This is a genomic window from Sagittula sp. (assembly GCF_052825245.1).
The window spans coordinates 158,349-172,983 of the sequence record NZ_JBRBWD010000014.1 but is presented as its reverse complement, the minus strand read 5'-3'; the positions used below and the strand labels follow the sequence as shown (position 1 = coordinate 172,983).

Below are 14,635 nucleotides of genomic sequence, written 5' to 3'. Positions count from 1 at the left end.
TTACCGGCCCTTGATGGCCTTGAAAGCGCGCGTTTGATCCGTCAGCGCCACTTCGGTCGGCAGGCGCTCCATCGAGGAGGCGCCGTAGAACCCGTGGCAGTTCGACGTGTTCTTCAGAATGAATTCGGCATCGTCCGGCATCGCCACCGGGCCGCCGTGGACCAGGACGATGGCGTCCGGATTGACCTTCAGCGCGGCCTCGGCCCAGGTGTCCACCAGCGCCGGGCAGTCGTTCAGCGTCAGCGCCGTCTCTGCCCCGATGGAGCCGCCGGTGGTCAGGCCCAGGTGGCAGACGACGATGTCCGCACCGGCCCCGGCCATGGCGGCGGCGCTGTCCTCGTCGAAGACGTAAGGCGTTGTCAGAAGGTCCTTTTCCCGGGCCTTCGCGATCATGTCGACCTCCAGCCCGTAGCCCATGCCCGTCTCTTCGAGGTTGGCGCGGAAGGTGCCGTCGATCAGTCCCACGGTGGGGAAGTTCTGAACCCCGGCAAAGCCGATCCGCTTCAGTTCGTCCAAGAACCTGTCCATCAGGCGGAAGGGGTCGGTGGCGCAGACGCCCGCCAGGACCGGGGTGTGCTTCACCACCGGAAGCACCTCGGAGGCCATCTCGACCACGATGGCGTTGGCGTCGCCGTAGGGCATCAGCCCGGCGAGGCTGCCGCGCCCGGCCATGCGGTAGCGGCCGGAGTTGTAGATCACGATCAGGTCGATGCCGCCCGCTTCCTCGCACTTGGCCGAAAGCCCGGTGCCCGCGCCGCCTCCGACGATGGGTTCGCCGCGCGCGACCATGTCGCGGAACTTCGAGAGGATGGTCTGTCGGTCGATCATCTGCGCGCCTCCTTGCGGGTCGGGGGCCGGCCGTCGTGGAACTCGCGGAAGGCGGTGACGACGGCTGCGGCGAACCCGGGGTCGTTGATGTTCTCGGGCCGCCGGATCAGGCGGCGGGTGGAGGTCTGGCGGACCGTGTCCTCCAGCGCGGTGAACAGCGCGTGCCGCGCCGCCGGATCGTCGAAGGGCTGGCCGCGCGCATCGAGCGCCGAGACGCCGCCTTCGGGCAGGAAGAAGCGCACCGGCGCCTCCATCTCGTTCAGGCGGGCGCCGATCCAGCGGCCCATCCTGGCGTTTTCCTCCGGCGTGGTCCGCATCAGCGTGACCTGCGGGTTGTGTTCGTAGAAGGTGCGGCCCCGGTACTTCTCGGGGACGGTGTCGGGCGCGCCGAAGTTCACCATGTCGAGCGCGCCGACCGAGCCGACGTAGGGCATCCGCCGCCGGATCATCGCGCCGAAGCGGTCCTCCGTCGCGGGGAAGACGCCGCCGAACATCATGTCGCAGACCTCGGTCGTGGTCAGGTCGATGACGCCTTCGATCTTGCCGGAGTCGATCAGCTTTTCCATGGCCTGCCCGCCGATGCCGGTGGCGTGGAAGACGAGGCAGTCGAAGGTCTCGTCCAGCGCCTTCGCGATCTGCTGCACCGCGGGGGTGGTCACGCCGAACATCGTCAGGCCGATGGCGGGTTTGACCGAGGTGCGGGCGGGCGCGGCCTTGCGGGCCTTCACCATGCCGACCATCGCCTGCGCGGCGTTCGACAGCACCTCTTCGGTGATGGCGTTCAGGCCCTGCACGTCGGCGACGGAGTGCATCATGGTGATGTCGGAGGGGCCGACGTACTTCGCCACCTCGCCCGAGGCCACGGTGGAGACGATCAGCTTCGGCACGCCGACGGGCAGGGCGCGCATCGCCGGAGCGACGATGGCCGTGCCGCCGGAGCCGCCTGCCGTGAGGATGCCGAGGACGCCGTCCTGCCGGGACATCCAGCGGCGGAACGCTTCGGTCATGCCTGCGACGGACTGTCCGCGGTCGTCGGTGAAGACGCCCGCCGCGCCGCGCGGGTGGAAGGCGGCGACCTGGTGGGCGGGGATCTCCGCCCCGGAGTGCCTGCCGCTGGTGGAGAGGTCGACCATGCGCACCGGTAGCCCGGCGGCGCGGATCTGGTCGCGCATGTAGCGCAGTTCCGCCCCCTTGGTGTCGAGCGTGCCCGCCACCAGCACCACCTGCTCGCCCGAGGGGGAGAGCGGCCGCAGCGCCGTCTCCACCCCGCTGGTGGTGGGCTGGCCGGTGGTGACGACCCGGGCGGCGCGTTCGATCTGCGGCACCGGGACGGGCTGCGACCAGCGGGTCGGGGTCGTCGGGTTCGACAGGTAGATCCTGACGGAGCGGGGGCCTGTCGGCTGGCCCTTCGGCGTCGCCTCGGCGCTGGCGTCGGGCTGCGGTTCGGGCGTGTCGTCATGGGCGTGGCGCCCGACGCCCAGCATCCGCTGCTGCAGGTCGCGGTCGGCGGCCAGTTCGCGGGCGGGCACCATCCGGTTGATGCGCCCGTTGACCATGATCGCCACGCGGTCGGCCACGGCGCAGGCGACGCCGATGTTCTGCTCGATCACCAGCACGTCCATCTCGCCCTCGGAGGCGAGCTGCAGCAGCATCGACTCGACCTGCGAGACGATGACCGGGGCGAGGCCCTCGGTCGGTTCGTCCATGATCAGGAGGCGCGGGTTGGCCAGAAGTGCGCGGGCGATGGCCAGCATCTGCTGTTCGCCGCCGGACAGTTGCGCGCCGCCGTTGCGCCGCCGTTCGGCCAGCCGGGGGAAGGTGGAATAGATGCGCTCCGAGCTCCAGGCACCGCCCTTCTTCTCCACCATCTTCAGGTGTTCGTCGACGGTGAGCGACCGCCACAGTCGGCGGCCCTGCGGCACGTAACCGATGCCCATGCGCGCGATCTCGGCGGGGGAGCGGCCCAGCAGGGACTGGCCGCCGAAACTGACGGCGCCCGACGCGGCGGGGACAAGCCCCATGATCGCCTTGCAGAGAGTCGTCTTGCCCATGCCGTTGCGGCCCACGACCGAGAGCACGCCGCTTTCCAGCCTGAGATCCACGCCCTGCAGCGCGTGCGAGGCCCCGTAGTAGACGTTGAGGCCCCTGACCTCGAGCGCGGCGGGGCCGGTGCGGGTGTCGGGGCGCTCACTCATCGCCGCCTCCGAGGTAGAGTTCCTGGACTTCCGCGTCGTTCTCGATCTCTTCGGGAATGCCTTCCTTGAAGATCCGCCCGTTGTGCATCATCGTCACGCTTTCCGCGACGCGCAGGGCCACGTCCATGTCGTGCTCGATGATGATGTAGCCGATGTGGCCGGGCAGGCCGTTGAGGATCGCCACCAGTTCGGCCCGCTCGGTCGGCGACAGGCCCGCCGCCGGTTCGTCGAAGAGGATGATCCGCGGCGCGCCCGCCAGCGCCAGCGCGATCTCCAGCTGCCGCTGCTGGCCGTAGCTGAGGTTGGCGACGGAGGTGTCGCGCCATTCGCTCAGGTGCACGGCGGCGATCAGTTCGTCCGAGCGGGTCAGGAGCGCGTCGTTGGCGCGCGCCCTGAGGAAGGAGAACCGCCCGCGCGACACGCCCCGGCAGGCGAGGTAGACGTTGTCGGCCACGGTCAGCCCGTTGAACAGCAGGCTGATCTGGTAGGTGCGCCTGAGGCCGCGCCGGATGCGTTCGTAGGCCGGGAAGCGGGTCACGTCCTCGCCGAACAGCCGGATGGTGCCGGAGGTCGGCAGGAAGTCCCCGGTCACGCAGTTGAAGAGCGTCGTCTTGCCCGCGCCGTTCGATCCCAGCACCGCGCGGCGTTCGCCGGAGCGCACGGTCAGCGTCACGTCCGAGATCGCGGCGAGCGCACCGAAGAGCTTCGACACGCCGCGCAGTTCCAGCGCGTTGCCGGAGCTGACGGAGCCGAGCGAGTCGGCGGTGCGCCTGTCCTCGACCATGGTCATTCGCTCTCTCCGGTCAGGGGGTCGCCCCGGCGGGCGCGGCGGGCGCGCCAGCGCTCCCACAGGCCCAGCACCCCGTCGGGCGAGAAGAAGACCACCGCCAGGAAGCCCAGGCCGATCAGCAGCTTGAAGCGTTCGCCCGACAGCCCGAAGGCCAGCAGCACGTCGGGCGAGAAGGTCCGCAGCAGCACGTAGATCAGCGCGCCGATGAAGGCGCCGATGGGCCTTGAGATGCCGCCCACCACGGCGATCACGAGGATGTCGATGACCGCCGGAATGCCCGCCGTGCCGGGCGCGATCTGGGCGTTCTGCCAGACGAGGAGAATGCCGCCGATGGCCGCAATGACGCTGGCGAAGGTGTAGGCCGCCACGCGGTGCGCCGTCACATTGAACCCCAGTGCGGCCATGCGGCGCGGGTTGTCGCGCACGCCCTGCAGCGCAAGTCCGAAGGGCGCGCGCGAGACGTAGGACACGGCGGCATAGCAGGCCAGCGCGCAGCCGAGCGTCAGGTAGTAGAACGGCGTCGGCTGGCGCCAGTCGATGCCGAAAAGCTCCGGCGGCACCACGAGGTTGAAGCCGGAATAGCCGTTGAAGATCGTGTAGTTCTGCCGGGTGAAGTAGAAGAAGGCCGCCGCGATGGCGAGGGTGATCATGATGGTGTAGATCCCCTCCGTCCGCACGGCGAGCGCGCCGACGATGGTGCCGAAGATCGCCGCGATCAGGATGGCCAGCGGCAGGTAGATCCACCACGACAGCCCCATGCTCAGCTCGGCCCCGGAGCTGCCGAAGATCGCCACCATGTAGCCGCCGGTGGCCGCGACCGACATCTGGATCAGGCTGACCATGCCGCCGTAGCCCGCGAGGAACATCAGCGACAGGGCGATGATCCCGAGGATGAAGGTCCAGCCCATCACCTGGAACAGGATGAAGTCGTTGGCCCAGGCGGGCATCGTCAGGAGGATCACGCCCAGCACCCACCACGCGGGCGGCACGCGTTCGACCCAGAGCGGTTCGGCATCGTCCTTCGGTTGGTCTTCGGCCAGTGCCATGCGCTACCCCCGTCCCAGAAGGCCCTGCGGCCGGAAGGCCAGCACGACGGCCATGATGAGGAAGGTGAAGACCACCGAATAGGTGGGCGCGTAGATCAGGCCGAGCTGTTCGCTGAGCCCGATGATCAGCGCGCCGATGGCGGCGCCGGGGATCGACCCCATGCCGCCGACGATCACCACCACGAGGCTGGCCAGCAGGAAGCGCGTGTCCTCGCCGGGCGACAGCGACTGGAAGGTGCCGCCGACGATGCCCGCCATGCCGGCAAGCCCCGCGCCGAAGGCGAAGACGGCGAGGAAGACGTACTGGATGCGCACACCGGAGGCGGCCAGCATCTCGCGGTCGTCGACGCCGGCGCGGACCAGCATCCCCAGCCGGGTCTTGTTCAGCACCAGCCACATGCCGACGCCGATGACGATGGCGGCGAAGAGGATCGCCATGCGGACGGCGGGATAGTTGAGATAGACGACCTCTCCGCTGTCGCGCACGTCCGAGACGATGGGCAGGGTCATCGGGCCGAACAGCAGGTCGGGCGCGTAGATCGTGTAGGACTGCCCGCCCCATTGCCACAGCAGGAGGTCGGCGATGACCACCGACAGGCCGATGGTGACCATGGTCTGGCGCAGTTCCTCGCCCTCCATCCGGCGGAAGACCTGGTTCTGCAGGACGATGCCCACGATGCCGACGACGACGAAGACCACCGGGAAGGCAAGGAACCACGATCCCGTCCGTTCGGAGATCTCGAAGCCGAGGTAGCCGCCCAGCAGGTAGAGCGATCCGTGCGCGAGGTTCACGTTGCGCATCAGGCCGAAGATCAGGGTGAAGCCGGAGGCGACGAGGAAATAGAGCGCGCCCAGCGTGATGCCCCCGAAGATGCCGTTCAGGAAGACGCGCTTCTTGCCGAGGGTCTCCTCCATGCCAGCGGACCACGGCGCGAAGATCAGCCACAGCAGGATCGCCGCGCCGAGCGCGATGATGAATGACCAGACCGGATGGCGCTGAATGAACCTTTGCATGGTCTCCCGTCCACGACGCCCCTCTGCAGGGGCTTGCAGAGGTTAGCGCCCAAACGCGGCCGCGCTGATACCCGAGGGTCTGATCCTTCAACCCTCCGTTTGAAAACATTCTTGCCGTCGAAGGGCAGGCAGGCTGCGCCGGAAATGCGCAGTTTGCGGCGCACGGGGCAGGTTCGCGGGGATAAGGGGCACTGTTGTCCCCTTTGTGATTTGACGTGAGGGCCGCGAACCCGAAGCCTTTCCCCCATGAAACGTGTTCTTGCCGCTTGTGCCGCCCTCGTCCTTGCCACGTCCACTGCGGCCCGGGCCGAGGAGGTCGACCTGGAGCTTGTACTGCTGGTCGACGTCTCGCGGTCGATGACCATGGGCGAGCTGGAGATTCAGCGGCAGGGCTATGCCTCTGCCCTGCGGTCCGACGAAGTCTATGCCGCGGTGCAGGCCGGGCTGCTGCAACGCATCGCGCTGACCTACGTGGAGTGGGCGGGCGGTCAGAACGTGATTGTCGACTGGACCGTGCTGGAGGGGCGGGAGGATCTGGACGCCTTTGCGCGGGCGGTGGAGATGACCTCCACCATCGGGATGCGGCGGACCTCCATCTCTGGCGCGCTGGCCTTCGGGGCGGAGATGATCGAGGCCAACGACTACGAAGGGTTGCGCCGGGTCATCGACATCTCGGGCGACGGGCCGAACAATCAGGGGCGGATCGTGACCGACGCGCGCGACGACGTGCTGGCCCGGCGGATCGTGATCAACGGCCTGCCGCTGATGACGCAGGAGGGGATGGGCGGCCGGTGGCACCTCGACGATCTCGACGTCTATTACGAATCCTGCGTGACGGGCGGTCCCGGCTCCTTCGTGATCCCGGTGCTGGACTGGACGGACTTCGGCGAGGCGGTGCGGCGCAAGCTGGTGCTTGAGATCGCCTCCGGCAGCGGGGGGGTGGGCCTCGAGGGTATTCAGGACGTGCAGTTCGCCCCGGCGAAACCGCCCTACGACTGCGAGATCGGCGAAAAGATCTGGGAGCAGCGGCGCATGGACTGGTGGGAGCCATAGGTCGGCGGGAGTGGCCTGCCCGGTGCGCGGATGCAGGCAAAGGAACAGGCGCCCGGCCGGCAGGCGGCAGGCCATCAGGGCAAAGGGGCCGCTACGTCAGGCGACGTGCACCGAGCGGCGGTAGGCCGAGGGCGGTACCACTCCGTTGCCGATGAAGAACCGCGAGAAGCTGGCCTGGCTGGAGAACCCGAGGTCGAAGCCGATGTCGGCCACGCCGTCCTCGGAGGTGGCCAGCATGTCGATCGCCTGCTCCATCCGCAGCGCGTTGAGGTAGAGGTTCGGCGTCAGCCCGACCTGCGCCCGGAAGAGCTTGTAGAAATGCGGACGCGACAGGCCGACCTCGCGCGCGACGCGGTCCATCTCCAGCGCCTCGCCCAGACCTTCCTGCAGGTACTTCAGCGCCTTGCGGATGCGGTAGTCGCGGCGCGGCATGTCCGGCCCGGTGAAGTCGGCACCGCGCGGCGTCCACTGCCATGACTGTTCGTAGGCGACGCGGGTGAGGTCGCATAGGCGGTCCTCGATCATCACGTCCTCGCTGTCCTCCTCGAGCATGGCCTGCGCCGTGCCGTAGATCAGCCGGGCGAGGTGGTCGGTCACCTCGATCCCCACGCGCCCGAACGAGAGCGAGGCCGAGGCCCGCCGCGACACGTCGAGAAACCACGACGGGCGGATGTAGAGCACCAGCGCCAGCGTCGGTTCGGACAGGTGCACCGGCTGGTAGAAGTGCGACAGCCAAGGGCTGACGGCGACGCCCTGGCCCGGGGCGAGCGGCCATTTCCGGCCGTTCACGTTGATCTGGCCCGGCGGCCCCTGAAGATGAAAGATCAGGTGGCCCTCGCGGTGCCCGTGCGGCACCATGCTGCGGTCCATGTTGTAAAGGCAGACGCGACCGAAACGGCCGTGGAACACGGCCAGCGAGTCACTCATTTACTCCTCCCGGGACGTTTCGTCCCTTAATGTTGGCACTGCATGCGCTCTCCGGGCATGTCAGGACACGGGCATGCTACTCCGATTCCCGTTTTCGACAAATATTGGTTGGCGTGCCGCCCGCGGGGGGCACGGCGGGGCAATTCGGGATCACAGGACGGCACGCATGATCCTTTCGTAGTCGCGCCCGGTGGCATGGCGCGGGTTTGTCCGGTTGGCCGGATCGGCGGCGGCGCCCTGGGCCGCACGCGACAGCATGTGTTCCTCGATCCCGATGTCCGACAGGCGGCGCGGCAGGCCGATGCGCTGCGCAAGCGCGACCAGCCGCTCGCCGGGATCGGCGTCGGCGGGCAGGCCCAGCACCATCCGCACCAGACCGAGGCGGTCGTGCACCGCGGGCGCGTTGAAGGCGAGCACCTCCGGCAGGAGCGCGCCGTGCAGGATACCGCGGCGGGAACGGGCGATGGCTTCCAGCCCGTGGGCCGCCGCCGCGATGCCGCCGTGCCCCTTCTCCGACGCCAACCCTGCGTTCAGGGCGGCGGCCAGCAGTTCACGCCGGGCGGACAGGTCCCTGCCGTCCTGCACGGCGGTTTCGAGCGAGAGCGCCGCGCGCCGCAGTCCGTCCAGCGCCATGCCGTCCGCCGGGGGATTGAAGGCGGTCCCCAGAAAGCATTCGAGACACTGGCAGAGCGTGTCCATGCCGGCTGCCGCCGTGGCCTCCGGGTCGGCGGAGGTGGTCAGCGTCGCGTCGCAGAGGATCGCCACCGGCAGCGCCGCCCTGCGTCCGGGCCGCGCCGAAAGACCGGGGTCGATGGGGCCGAGGCCCACGGTGTCCGTGCAGGTGGGAATGGTGATGACCGGCACCCGGTCCGACGCGGCGGTCCGGGCGAGGTTCAGGGCCGCCAGCCCGCCGAACCCGATGATCCCGTCGCAGCCCTCCTGTTCGAGGAGTTCGAGCGCGCGGGCCAGGTCCCGATCCGGCGCGATGTCCCCGGCGAAGTGGCTCGCGGTGCGTGTCTGGCAGGGCAGGGCGGCGTGGAGCCGGTCGAGCCCGTCGCCATGCGCCGCATCCCGGTCCGAGATCACCAGCAGATGGCGCAGGCCGTGACGCTCCATCTCTGCGGACAGCGCGTCCTCGAGCACGCGGTCGGCGAAATGGATGCGGGTGAGATAGGTGATGAGAGACACGGCGAGCCCGCTCCGAAGCCATGCGCGCCGCGGGGGCACCGGCCCCCTCGGGCGCAGCGCGGGGCCAGCAAGCGGCCCCGCGCGCGATTGCGCATCCGTGTCTTCGTCAACCGTCGCGCAGCGCTGCGCAATCGGGCGTGTCGCGGGACGGCAGACCCATCGCGCGGAATTCCTCCTCGGACAGGCCCAGCGTCTGGTTGACGTTGTCGGTACGCGACTTGAACTCGTTACGCAGACCACCCTGACCGTCATCCACGACTTCGTTGATGAACACCGAGCCGGTGGCCTGGCGGTTCTCGTTCAGGGTGACCGGACCGAGCGGCGTCTCGAGGGTCATGCTGGAAAGCGCCTCCTTGAAGGCGGCCTGCCCGTCCGAGAGATCGCCGTCGACCTGGTTCAGCCCCTCGATGGCCGCGAGCGCTGCGACGTAGTAGCCGACGCCGAAGAGCGAGGGCGAGGGGAAGCGTTCACCTTCGGGGAAGGCGTCCTGGTAGGCCTTGACGTATTCCTGCCATGCCGGATCGGGGTTGTCGTCCGCCAGCGGACCGGAGGTGGGCGTGCCGACGAGGGCCTCCTTGGCGCGGCCGCGCGAGGTCAGGACGGTCTGGTCCGCCATGATCGTGCCGCCGATCAGGTTGGTGTCGGCCCCGGCCTGGCTGTACTGGTTGAGGAAGTTGATCGCGTCCGTGCCGCCGACGCCGAGGTAGATGGCGTCCACGTCATCGGGCAGCGAGGCGATCACCCCGCCGAAGTCCGACGACCCCAGCGGCACCCAGAAGCGTTCGACGATGTCGCCGCCGGCGCTGCAGAAGTCCACCGCGAAGCCCAGGAAGTTGGTGTAGCCGAAGGAATAATCGGCGGCCACGGTGGCGACCCTGGTCCAGCCCTTCTCGTTCACCACGTAGGAGCCGAGCCCCGCGCCCCACTGTGCGCCGTCGAGGTTGAAGCGGAAGAAGTTCTCGGCCGGGTCGACCCATGTGGTTTCCAGCGCGCCCGAGATGCCGTTGATGACGGTCTTGTCGGGGATGGTCTTGGCGTAGTCGCGCATGGCGATCCCCTCGGAGCCGGAAAGCGGGCCGAGGATGATGTCGACGCCGTCCTGCTCGATCAGCTTGCGCGCCTGCCGGACGGTGGTGTCGGGCGTGGTGTCGGTGGGGGCCACGACGGTTTCGATGGTCAGACCGCCCGCGGTGCCGCCCGCCTGCTGGATCGCCAGCTCGACGTTGCGGATGCCGTCCGCGCCGCCTTCGGCGAAGGCGCCCTCGGTGGCGACAAGGATGCCGAACTTGACCGTGCCGTCCTGCGCCATGGCCATGGCCGGAAGCCAGAGTGCCAGCGCCGAAACGGAGGCCGTGAATGCCTTCTTCATGAGTATCCTCCCGTAAAAATCGGCAGGCGTCCGTATTATTGTTGTCGCCCCAACGCCTGCGTGCCGGGGGCTCCGGCAGCCGAATGAGGGTACGGCAGGGGGCGTTGCGGACAAACGCCCCACTGTTTCCCGGCATACCCGACCGTCTCTTTTTTGGGCGGCGCGGGAACGGGGCGTGGCCGGGCGGGCGCCCTCAGTCGCCGTTGCGCGGGTCGCGGAACTGCTTCAGGAGGCGGCCGACGGAGAAGGTCGTGCGCGGGGCATAGACGTAGCGGGTGCGGGTCGGGGCAGCCGGGCGTGCGCGCATCCGGACGAAACCAAAGATCACAAGCGCGGCGTGCCCGATTGCGATCAGGGCAAAAAGCGCGGGTGGTCCGAAACCCTCGATCAGGGCGGAGGCGACGTAGGGCGCGGCGATGGCGCCGGTCGCGTACCAGAACATCAGCGCGGCCGAGAGCTCCACCCGCTTGTCGTCCTCGGCAAAGTCGTGCGCGTGGGCGGCGGCGATGGAATAGATCGGGTAGGTGGTCAGCCCGAAGACCGCCGCCGACAGCATGATGCCCCAGGCGGGCAGGTCGGTGACGGTGGCGGTGAACACGCAGGAGAGGATCGCCGCGACCGAGAGCCAGACCAGCACGGTGCGCCGGTCGAAACGGTCGGCCAGCCAGCCCACCGGAAGCTGCGCCAGCGCGCCCCCGGCGACGAAGGCGGCGAGGAAGAAGGCGATCTGCGAGGGCGCAAGGCCCACCGCGGCGCCGTAGAGCGGTCCGACCATCCGGAAGGACGCGCCCGACAGCGCCGCCACCAGCACGCCTGCAACAGCGAGCGGCGAGTTGTGCCAGGCAAGCGACGGCGTCAGGCGCGGGGCCGCGGCCACCACGGGCTGCGGGATGCGGGTCAGGGCCAGCGGCAGCAGCGCCGCACAGCAGACCATCGCCAGCAGCGTGTAGGAGACGTAATGCGCCGGCGGCAGGACGGAGATCACCAGCTGCGCCCCCAGCGCCGCGCCCAGGTCCGCGAGGCGGTAGGCCCCCATGGCGCGCCCCCGGTTGGCGTTGGTGACCTTGGCCTGCAGCCATGCCTCGATCACCGTGTAGGCGCCCGCCACGCACAGCCCCTGCGCCACGCGCAGCGCGCTCCATGCCCATGCGCTGTCGGTCAGCACGTGGCCGAGGATGCCCAGGGTGCCGAGCGCGGTGAAGGCGGCGAAGGCGCGGGCGTGGCCGACCTCTCCCATCAGGCGCGGCGCCCACCAGCATCCGATGAAGAACCCGGCGAAATGCGCGGAGCCCAGAAGGCCGATCTGGGTGGTGGTGAACTCCAGCGCGATGCCCGAAAGCGCGTCGAGCGGGCCGATGCCACCGGAGGAAAGCTGCAGCAGGATGACCGAGAAGAAGAGGGCGGTGAAGGACAAGGCGAGTTTCATGCGGCCCGGCAGACCATGCGGGGCGCGGGGGTGCGCGTCGGGAATCGACCTTGGATGTCGTTTTGGGACAAGTTCCGTTCACCGGCGGTTAACTGCTCCTGCCGCAGAGTGCGGCCCATGTCGCGCTATCGCCGCCTTCGGGTGCCCGGGGGCACCGCCTTTTTCACCGTCTGCCTCGCGGAGCGGGGCTCGGACCTCTTGGTGCGGGAGGTGGACCTTTTGCGGTGGGCGGTGGGCGCCACGCTGCGCGACCGGCCGGTGGAGGTTCTGGCCTGGGTCGTCCTGCCGGACCACATGCACGCGATCTGGCGGATGCCGGAGGTCGACTACGGGTATTCCCGCCGGTGGGGCGCGATCAAGGGGCGGTTTTCGGTCGCGCTGAAGGAGGCGCGGGGGCAGGCGGCGCAAAGCCCCGCCCTACGGAGCGGCCCGCGCTTGCGGGACGGCGAGAGCGGTGTCTGGCAGCGGCGCTTCTGGGAGCATCACATTGCCGGGCCACAGGACCTGGCGGCGCATATGGCCTTCTGCCGGAACGCGCCTGTGCGGGAAGGTCTTGTGTCACGGGCGGGCGACTGGCCGTACAGCAGCTTTGCACGGGCGGAGGCACGGCAGGCGGCGCAGGCCGGTCCGGTTTCAGGCCCTTCTGTTCCGGGCCGGGCCACTGGCTAGGCGGCGGCCCGGTCGCGGCGCTTGCGGGCGGGAGCTTCGACAGATGCGCGTTCGTGTCGCGTGCCGCCGGTCGGGTCCTCTCGGCTGGCTGGCCACGCCGCGGCATGGGCCACGCGGCGGTGCAGCCTCTCCCGGCGGTCCCGTGTCCTATGTCCCCAGCGTCGGGACGTCGCGGGCGGGCACTTGGGGCGCGACCTCCTGTAGGGCGGGGCTTTGCGCCGCCATGCCCTCGGGCAGCAGGCGGTCGTTCTCCACCCGCCAGACCTTCGGCGGCAGCATCCGGGCGCGCAGCCGCTCCAGCCGCCAGGCGTCGCGGCCGGGGGCATGGGCCGGGGCGCAATGCCAGCGTGTCTCGATCCCCGGGGCGCCGCCCGTGCCCGGCGTCAGCAGCAGTCCGAGCGGCATCGACAGCCCGGTCTCCGCCCCGGCCTCCGCCGCGAGGTGCAGGCGGCGCACGGGGGTCATGCCCGGCGGCTCGGCCAGTTCCGCCACCACGACGGGGGCCGCGCCGCTCTTCAGCGCCTCCTCCATCGTCCAGAGCAGGTCGGCGGACCGTGCGGCGGTGACGAACAGCACCTCGCCGGGATCCATGAGGGCCGCCATGCCGCAGGCGTCCGGCAGGTCCGCGCCGCGGCCGGGCGCGATCCAGATCAGCGGTGCCCCGGCCCGGGCCGCCAGCCGGAGCGCCAGCGTGCGCCGGGCCGGGCCGCAGATCTCGTGCACGCGGTTCAGCGGCAGCGCCACCTCCTCCCATAGGGTCAGGGCGGGGGGCGGCCGGTGCGGGCGGCGGGAGAGGAGGGCGCTGGCCATCATGCCGTCAGTCTACAGTGTTCGCATTTTGTTCTCAAGCTGTTCTCGGGCCCTCGCGGCCGCCTTGTCTTCCCCCGGCGGGGCGGGCATCCTGCGCGCAACCACGACGATTGCAGGACAGACGCGATGAAGATGAACCCGCTGGGCCGTTCCGGCCTGATGGTGAGCGAGCTTTGCCTCGGCACGATGACCTACGGCAACCAGACCCCGAAGGAGGAGGCCCACGCCCAGATCGACTGCGCGCTGGATGCCGGCATCAACTTCATGGACACGGCGGAAATGTACCCGGTGAACCCGGTCCGCAAGGAAACGGTGGGCCTGACGGAGGCGGTGATCGGCGAATGGTTCGAAAAGACCGGGCGGCGCGGCGACTGGATCCTCGCCACCAAGCACTCGGGCGAGGGCAGCCTCGCGCGCGACGGGGCGCCGATCTCGTCGAAGTCGATCCGGCAGACGCTGGAAGGCTCGCTGAAACGGCTGAAAACGGATTACGTCGACCTCTACCAGTTCCACTGGCCCAACCGCGGCAGCTACATGTTCCGCAAGAACTGGCAGTACGACCCGTCGCAGTCCGGCTGGACGAGGGAGCAGGTCGTGCAGGACATGGAGGACTGCCTGGGCGCGTTGCAGGCCGAGGTGGACCGCGGCACCATCCGCGCCTTCGGCCTGTCGAACGAAAGCGCCTGGGGCACGCAGATGTGGCTGGATACGGCGGCGCGGATCGGCGGGCCGAAGGTGGTCTCTGTCCAGAACGAATATTCGCTGCTCTGCCGGCTGGCGGACACGGACCTGGCGGAACTGATGGCCTACGAGGACGTGGGCCTACTGCCGTTCTCGCCGCTGGGCGCCGGGTTCCTGACCGGCAAGTACCAGGACGGCCGGGTTCCCGAGGGATCGCGCATGTCGCTCAACGAGACGATGGGCGGCCGCACCGGCGACCGGGTCTTCACGGCGGTGGACGCCTATCTCGAGGTCGCGCGGCGCTTCGGGCTCGATCCGGCGCGCATGGCGCTGGCCTGGTCGGCGCGTCGGCCCTTCGTGACCTCCTCGATCTTCGGCGCCACGACACTGGCGCAACTGGAAAGCCTGCTGCCCGCCATGGATCTCGACCTGGGCGAAGACGTGCTGCAGGCGCTCGACGAGACCCACCGGGCCCATCCGATGCCGTTCTGACGCACCGGGGGTGGCGGGGCTCCCGCCCGCCCACCCCGCCCCGCCACCCCCGGCGCGGACCTCCGCGCGCGGAAATGGTGAAGAGGTCCCGGTCAGGTATTTGGACCAAGATGAAAGCCTGCGCGCGACTTTGCCTTCATCTTGGCA

13 protein-coding genes are annotated in these 14,635 nt (G+C 69.5%); 3 read left to right on the top strand and 10 right to left on the bottom strand.

The window, feature by feature from the left end:
- The 5 genes from ACU0DV_RS04455 to ACU0DV_RS04435 are packed head-to-tail and all read right to left on the bottom strand — an operon-like array spanning window position 1 to window position 5,873.
- A complete protein-coding gene (locus tag ACU0DV_RS04455) occupies window positions 1–828 on the bottom strand; it encodes a phosphoenolpyruvate hydrolase family protein (RefSeq protein ID WP_446242491.1) in 828 nt (275 codons plus the stop codon).
- Window positions 825–3,023, bottom strand: a complete 2,199-nt coding sequence (locus ACU0DV_RS04450) for a Tm-1-like ATP-binding domain-containing protein (protein WP_446242490.1) — start codon at window positions 3,021–3,023, stop codon at window positions 825–827. Before ACU0DV_RS04450 ends, ACU0DV_RS04455 begins: the two co-directional genes overlap by 4 nt.
- Window positions 3,016–3,813: an ABC transporter ATP-binding protein gene (locus tag ACU0DV_RS04445; protein WP_446242489.1), complete on the bottom strand. Its 798-nt coding sequence runs from the start codon at window positions 3,811–3,813 to the stop codon at window positions 3,016–3,018. Before ACU0DV_RS04445 ends, ACU0DV_RS04450 begins: the two co-directional genes overlap by 8 nt.
- A complete protein-coding gene (locus tag ACU0DV_RS04440; protein ID WP_283982301.1) occupies window positions 3,810–4,859 on the bottom strand; it encodes a branched-chain amino acid ABC transporter permease in 1,050 nt (349 codons plus the stop codon). The genes ACU0DV_RS04445 and ACU0DV_RS04440 overlap by 4 nt, the downstream gene beginning before the upstream one ends.
- 3 nt (window positions 4,860–4,862) lie before the next feature.
- Window positions 4,863–5,873 carry a branched-chain amino acid ABC transporter permease gene (locus tag ACU0DV_RS04435; RefSeq protein ID WP_100927908.1) on the bottom strand — a complete coding sequence of 337 codons (1,011 nt, stop codon included), beginning with the start codon at window positions 5,871–5,873 and terminating at the stop codon, window positions 4,863–4,865.
- A gap of 246 nt (window positions 5,874–6,119) precedes the next feature.
- Between ACU0DV_RS04435 and ACU0DV_RS04430 the strand changes: the two genes are divergently transcribed.
- Window positions 6,120–6,926, top strand: a complete 807-nt coding sequence (locus tag ACU0DV_RS04430) for a DUF1194 domain-containing protein (RefSeq protein ID WP_446242488.1) — start codon at window positions 6,120–6,122, stop codon at window positions 6,924–6,926.
- A 96-nt stretch (window positions 6,927–7,022) separates the two neighbouring features.
- Here the strand turns inward: ACU0DV_RS04430 and ACU0DV_RS04425 are convergent, their stop codons facing one another.
- From ACU0DV_RS04425 to ACU0DV_RS04410, 4 genes are all read right to left on the bottom strand, one after another.
- Entirely contained in the window at window positions 7,023–7,853 is an 831-nt protein-coding gene (locus ACU0DV_RS04425; RefSeq protein WP_100927906.1) for a helix-turn-helix transcriptional regulator, read from the bottom strand.
- Between the two features lie 150 nt (window positions 7,854–8,003).
- Window positions 8,004–9,041, bottom strand: coding sequence for a hypothetical protein (locus ACU0DV_RS04420; RefSeq protein ID WP_446242487.1), 1,038 nt, complete (start codon window positions 9,039–9,041; stop codon window positions 8,004–8,006).
- Between the two features lie 106 nt (window positions 9,042–9,147).
- Entirely contained in the window at window positions 9,148–10,410 is a 1,263-nt protein-coding gene (locus ACU0DV_RS04415) for an ABC transporter substrate-binding protein (protein WP_100927904.1), read from the bottom strand.
- Between the two features lie 193 nt (window positions 10,411–10,603).
- A complete protein-coding gene (locus ACU0DV_RS04410) occupies window positions 10,604–11,836 on the bottom strand; it encodes an MFS transporter (protein ID WP_283982304.1) in 1,233 nt (410 codons plus the stop codon).
- A gap of 117 nt (window positions 11,837–11,953) precedes the next feature.
- On the opposite strand from ACU0DV_RS04410, the gene ACU0DV_RS04405 reads away from it, so the two are divergent.
- A complete protein-coding gene (locus ACU0DV_RS04405) occupies window positions 11,954–12,505 on the top strand; it encodes an REP-associated tyrosine transposase (RefSeq protein ID WP_446242486.1) in 552 nt (183 codons plus the stop codon).
- 147 nt (window positions 12,506–12,652) lie between these two features.
- Here the strand turns inward: ACU0DV_RS04405 and ACU0DV_RS04400 are convergent, their stop codons facing one another.
- Window positions 12,653–13,315 (bottom strand): ImuA family protein, encoded by a 663-nt coding sequence (locus tag ACU0DV_RS04400; RefSeq protein ID WP_446242485.1) that lies wholly within the window; start codon window positions 13,313–13,315, stop codon window positions 12,653–12,655.
- Between the two features lie 126 nt (window positions 13,316–13,441).
- On the opposite strand from ACU0DV_RS04400, the gene ACU0DV_RS04395 reads away from it, so the two are divergent.
- Window positions 13,442–14,488: an aldo/keto reductase gene (locus tag ACU0DV_RS04395; RefSeq protein WP_446242484.1), complete on the top strand. Its 1,047-nt coding sequence runs from the start codon at window positions 13,442–13,444 to the stop codon at window positions 14,486–14,488.
- Window positions 14,489–14,635: the final 147 nt, after the last annotated feature.

Bases quoted from the DNA above. Each gene is read 5' to 3' on its own strand.
- ACU0DV_RS04400 (WP_446242485.1), bottom strand. From the start codon at position 13,315: ATGGCCAGCGCCCTCCTCTCCCGCCGCCCGCACCGGCCGCCCCCCGCC.
- ACU0DV_RS04445 (WP_446242489.1), bottom strand. From the start codon at position 3,813: ATGACCATGGTCGAGGACAGGCGCACCGCCGACTCGCTCGGCTCCGTC.
- ACU0DV_RS04410 (WP_283982304.1), bottom strand. From the start codon at position 11,836: ATGAAACTCGCCTTGTCCTTCACCGCCCTCTTCTTCTCGGTCATCCTG.
- ACU0DV_RS04440 (WP_283982301.1), bottom strand. From the start codon at position 4,859: ATGGCACTGGCCGAAGACCAACCGAAGGACGATGCCGAACCGCTCTGG.
- ACU0DV_RS04435 (WP_100927908.1), bottom strand. From the start codon at position 5,873: ATGCAAAGGTTCATTCAGCGCCATCCGGTCTGGTCATTCATCATCGCG.
- ACU0DV_RS04415 (WP_100927904.1), bottom strand. From the start codon at position 10,410: ATGAAGAAGGCATTCACGGCCTCCGTTTCGGCGCTGGCACTCTGGCTT.
- ACU0DV_RS04455 (WP_446242491.1), bottom strand. From the start codon at position 828: ATGATCGACCGACAGACCATCCTCTCGAAGTTCCGCGACATGGTCGCG.
- ACU0DV_RS04425 (WP_100927906.1), bottom strand. From the start codon at position 7,853: ATGAGTGACTCGCTGGCCGTGTTCCACGGCCGTTTCGGTCGCGTCTGC.
- ACU0DV_RS04405 (WP_446242486.1), top strand. From the start codon at position 11,954: ATGTCGCGCTATCGCCGCCTTCGGGTGCCCGGGGGCACCGCCTTTTTC.
- ACU0DV_RS04395 (WP_446242484.1), top strand. From the start codon at position 13,442: ATGAAGATGAACCCGCTGGGCCGTTCCGGCCTGATGGTGAGCGAGCTT.
- ACU0DV_RS04430 (WP_446242488.1), top strand. From the start codon at position 6,120: ATGAAACGTGTTCTTGCCGCTTGTGCCGCCCTCGTCCTTGCCACGTCC.
- ACU0DV_RS04450 (WP_446242490.1), bottom strand. From the start codon at position 3,023: ATGAGTGAGCGCCCCGACACCCGCACCGGCCCCGCCGCGCTCGAGGTC.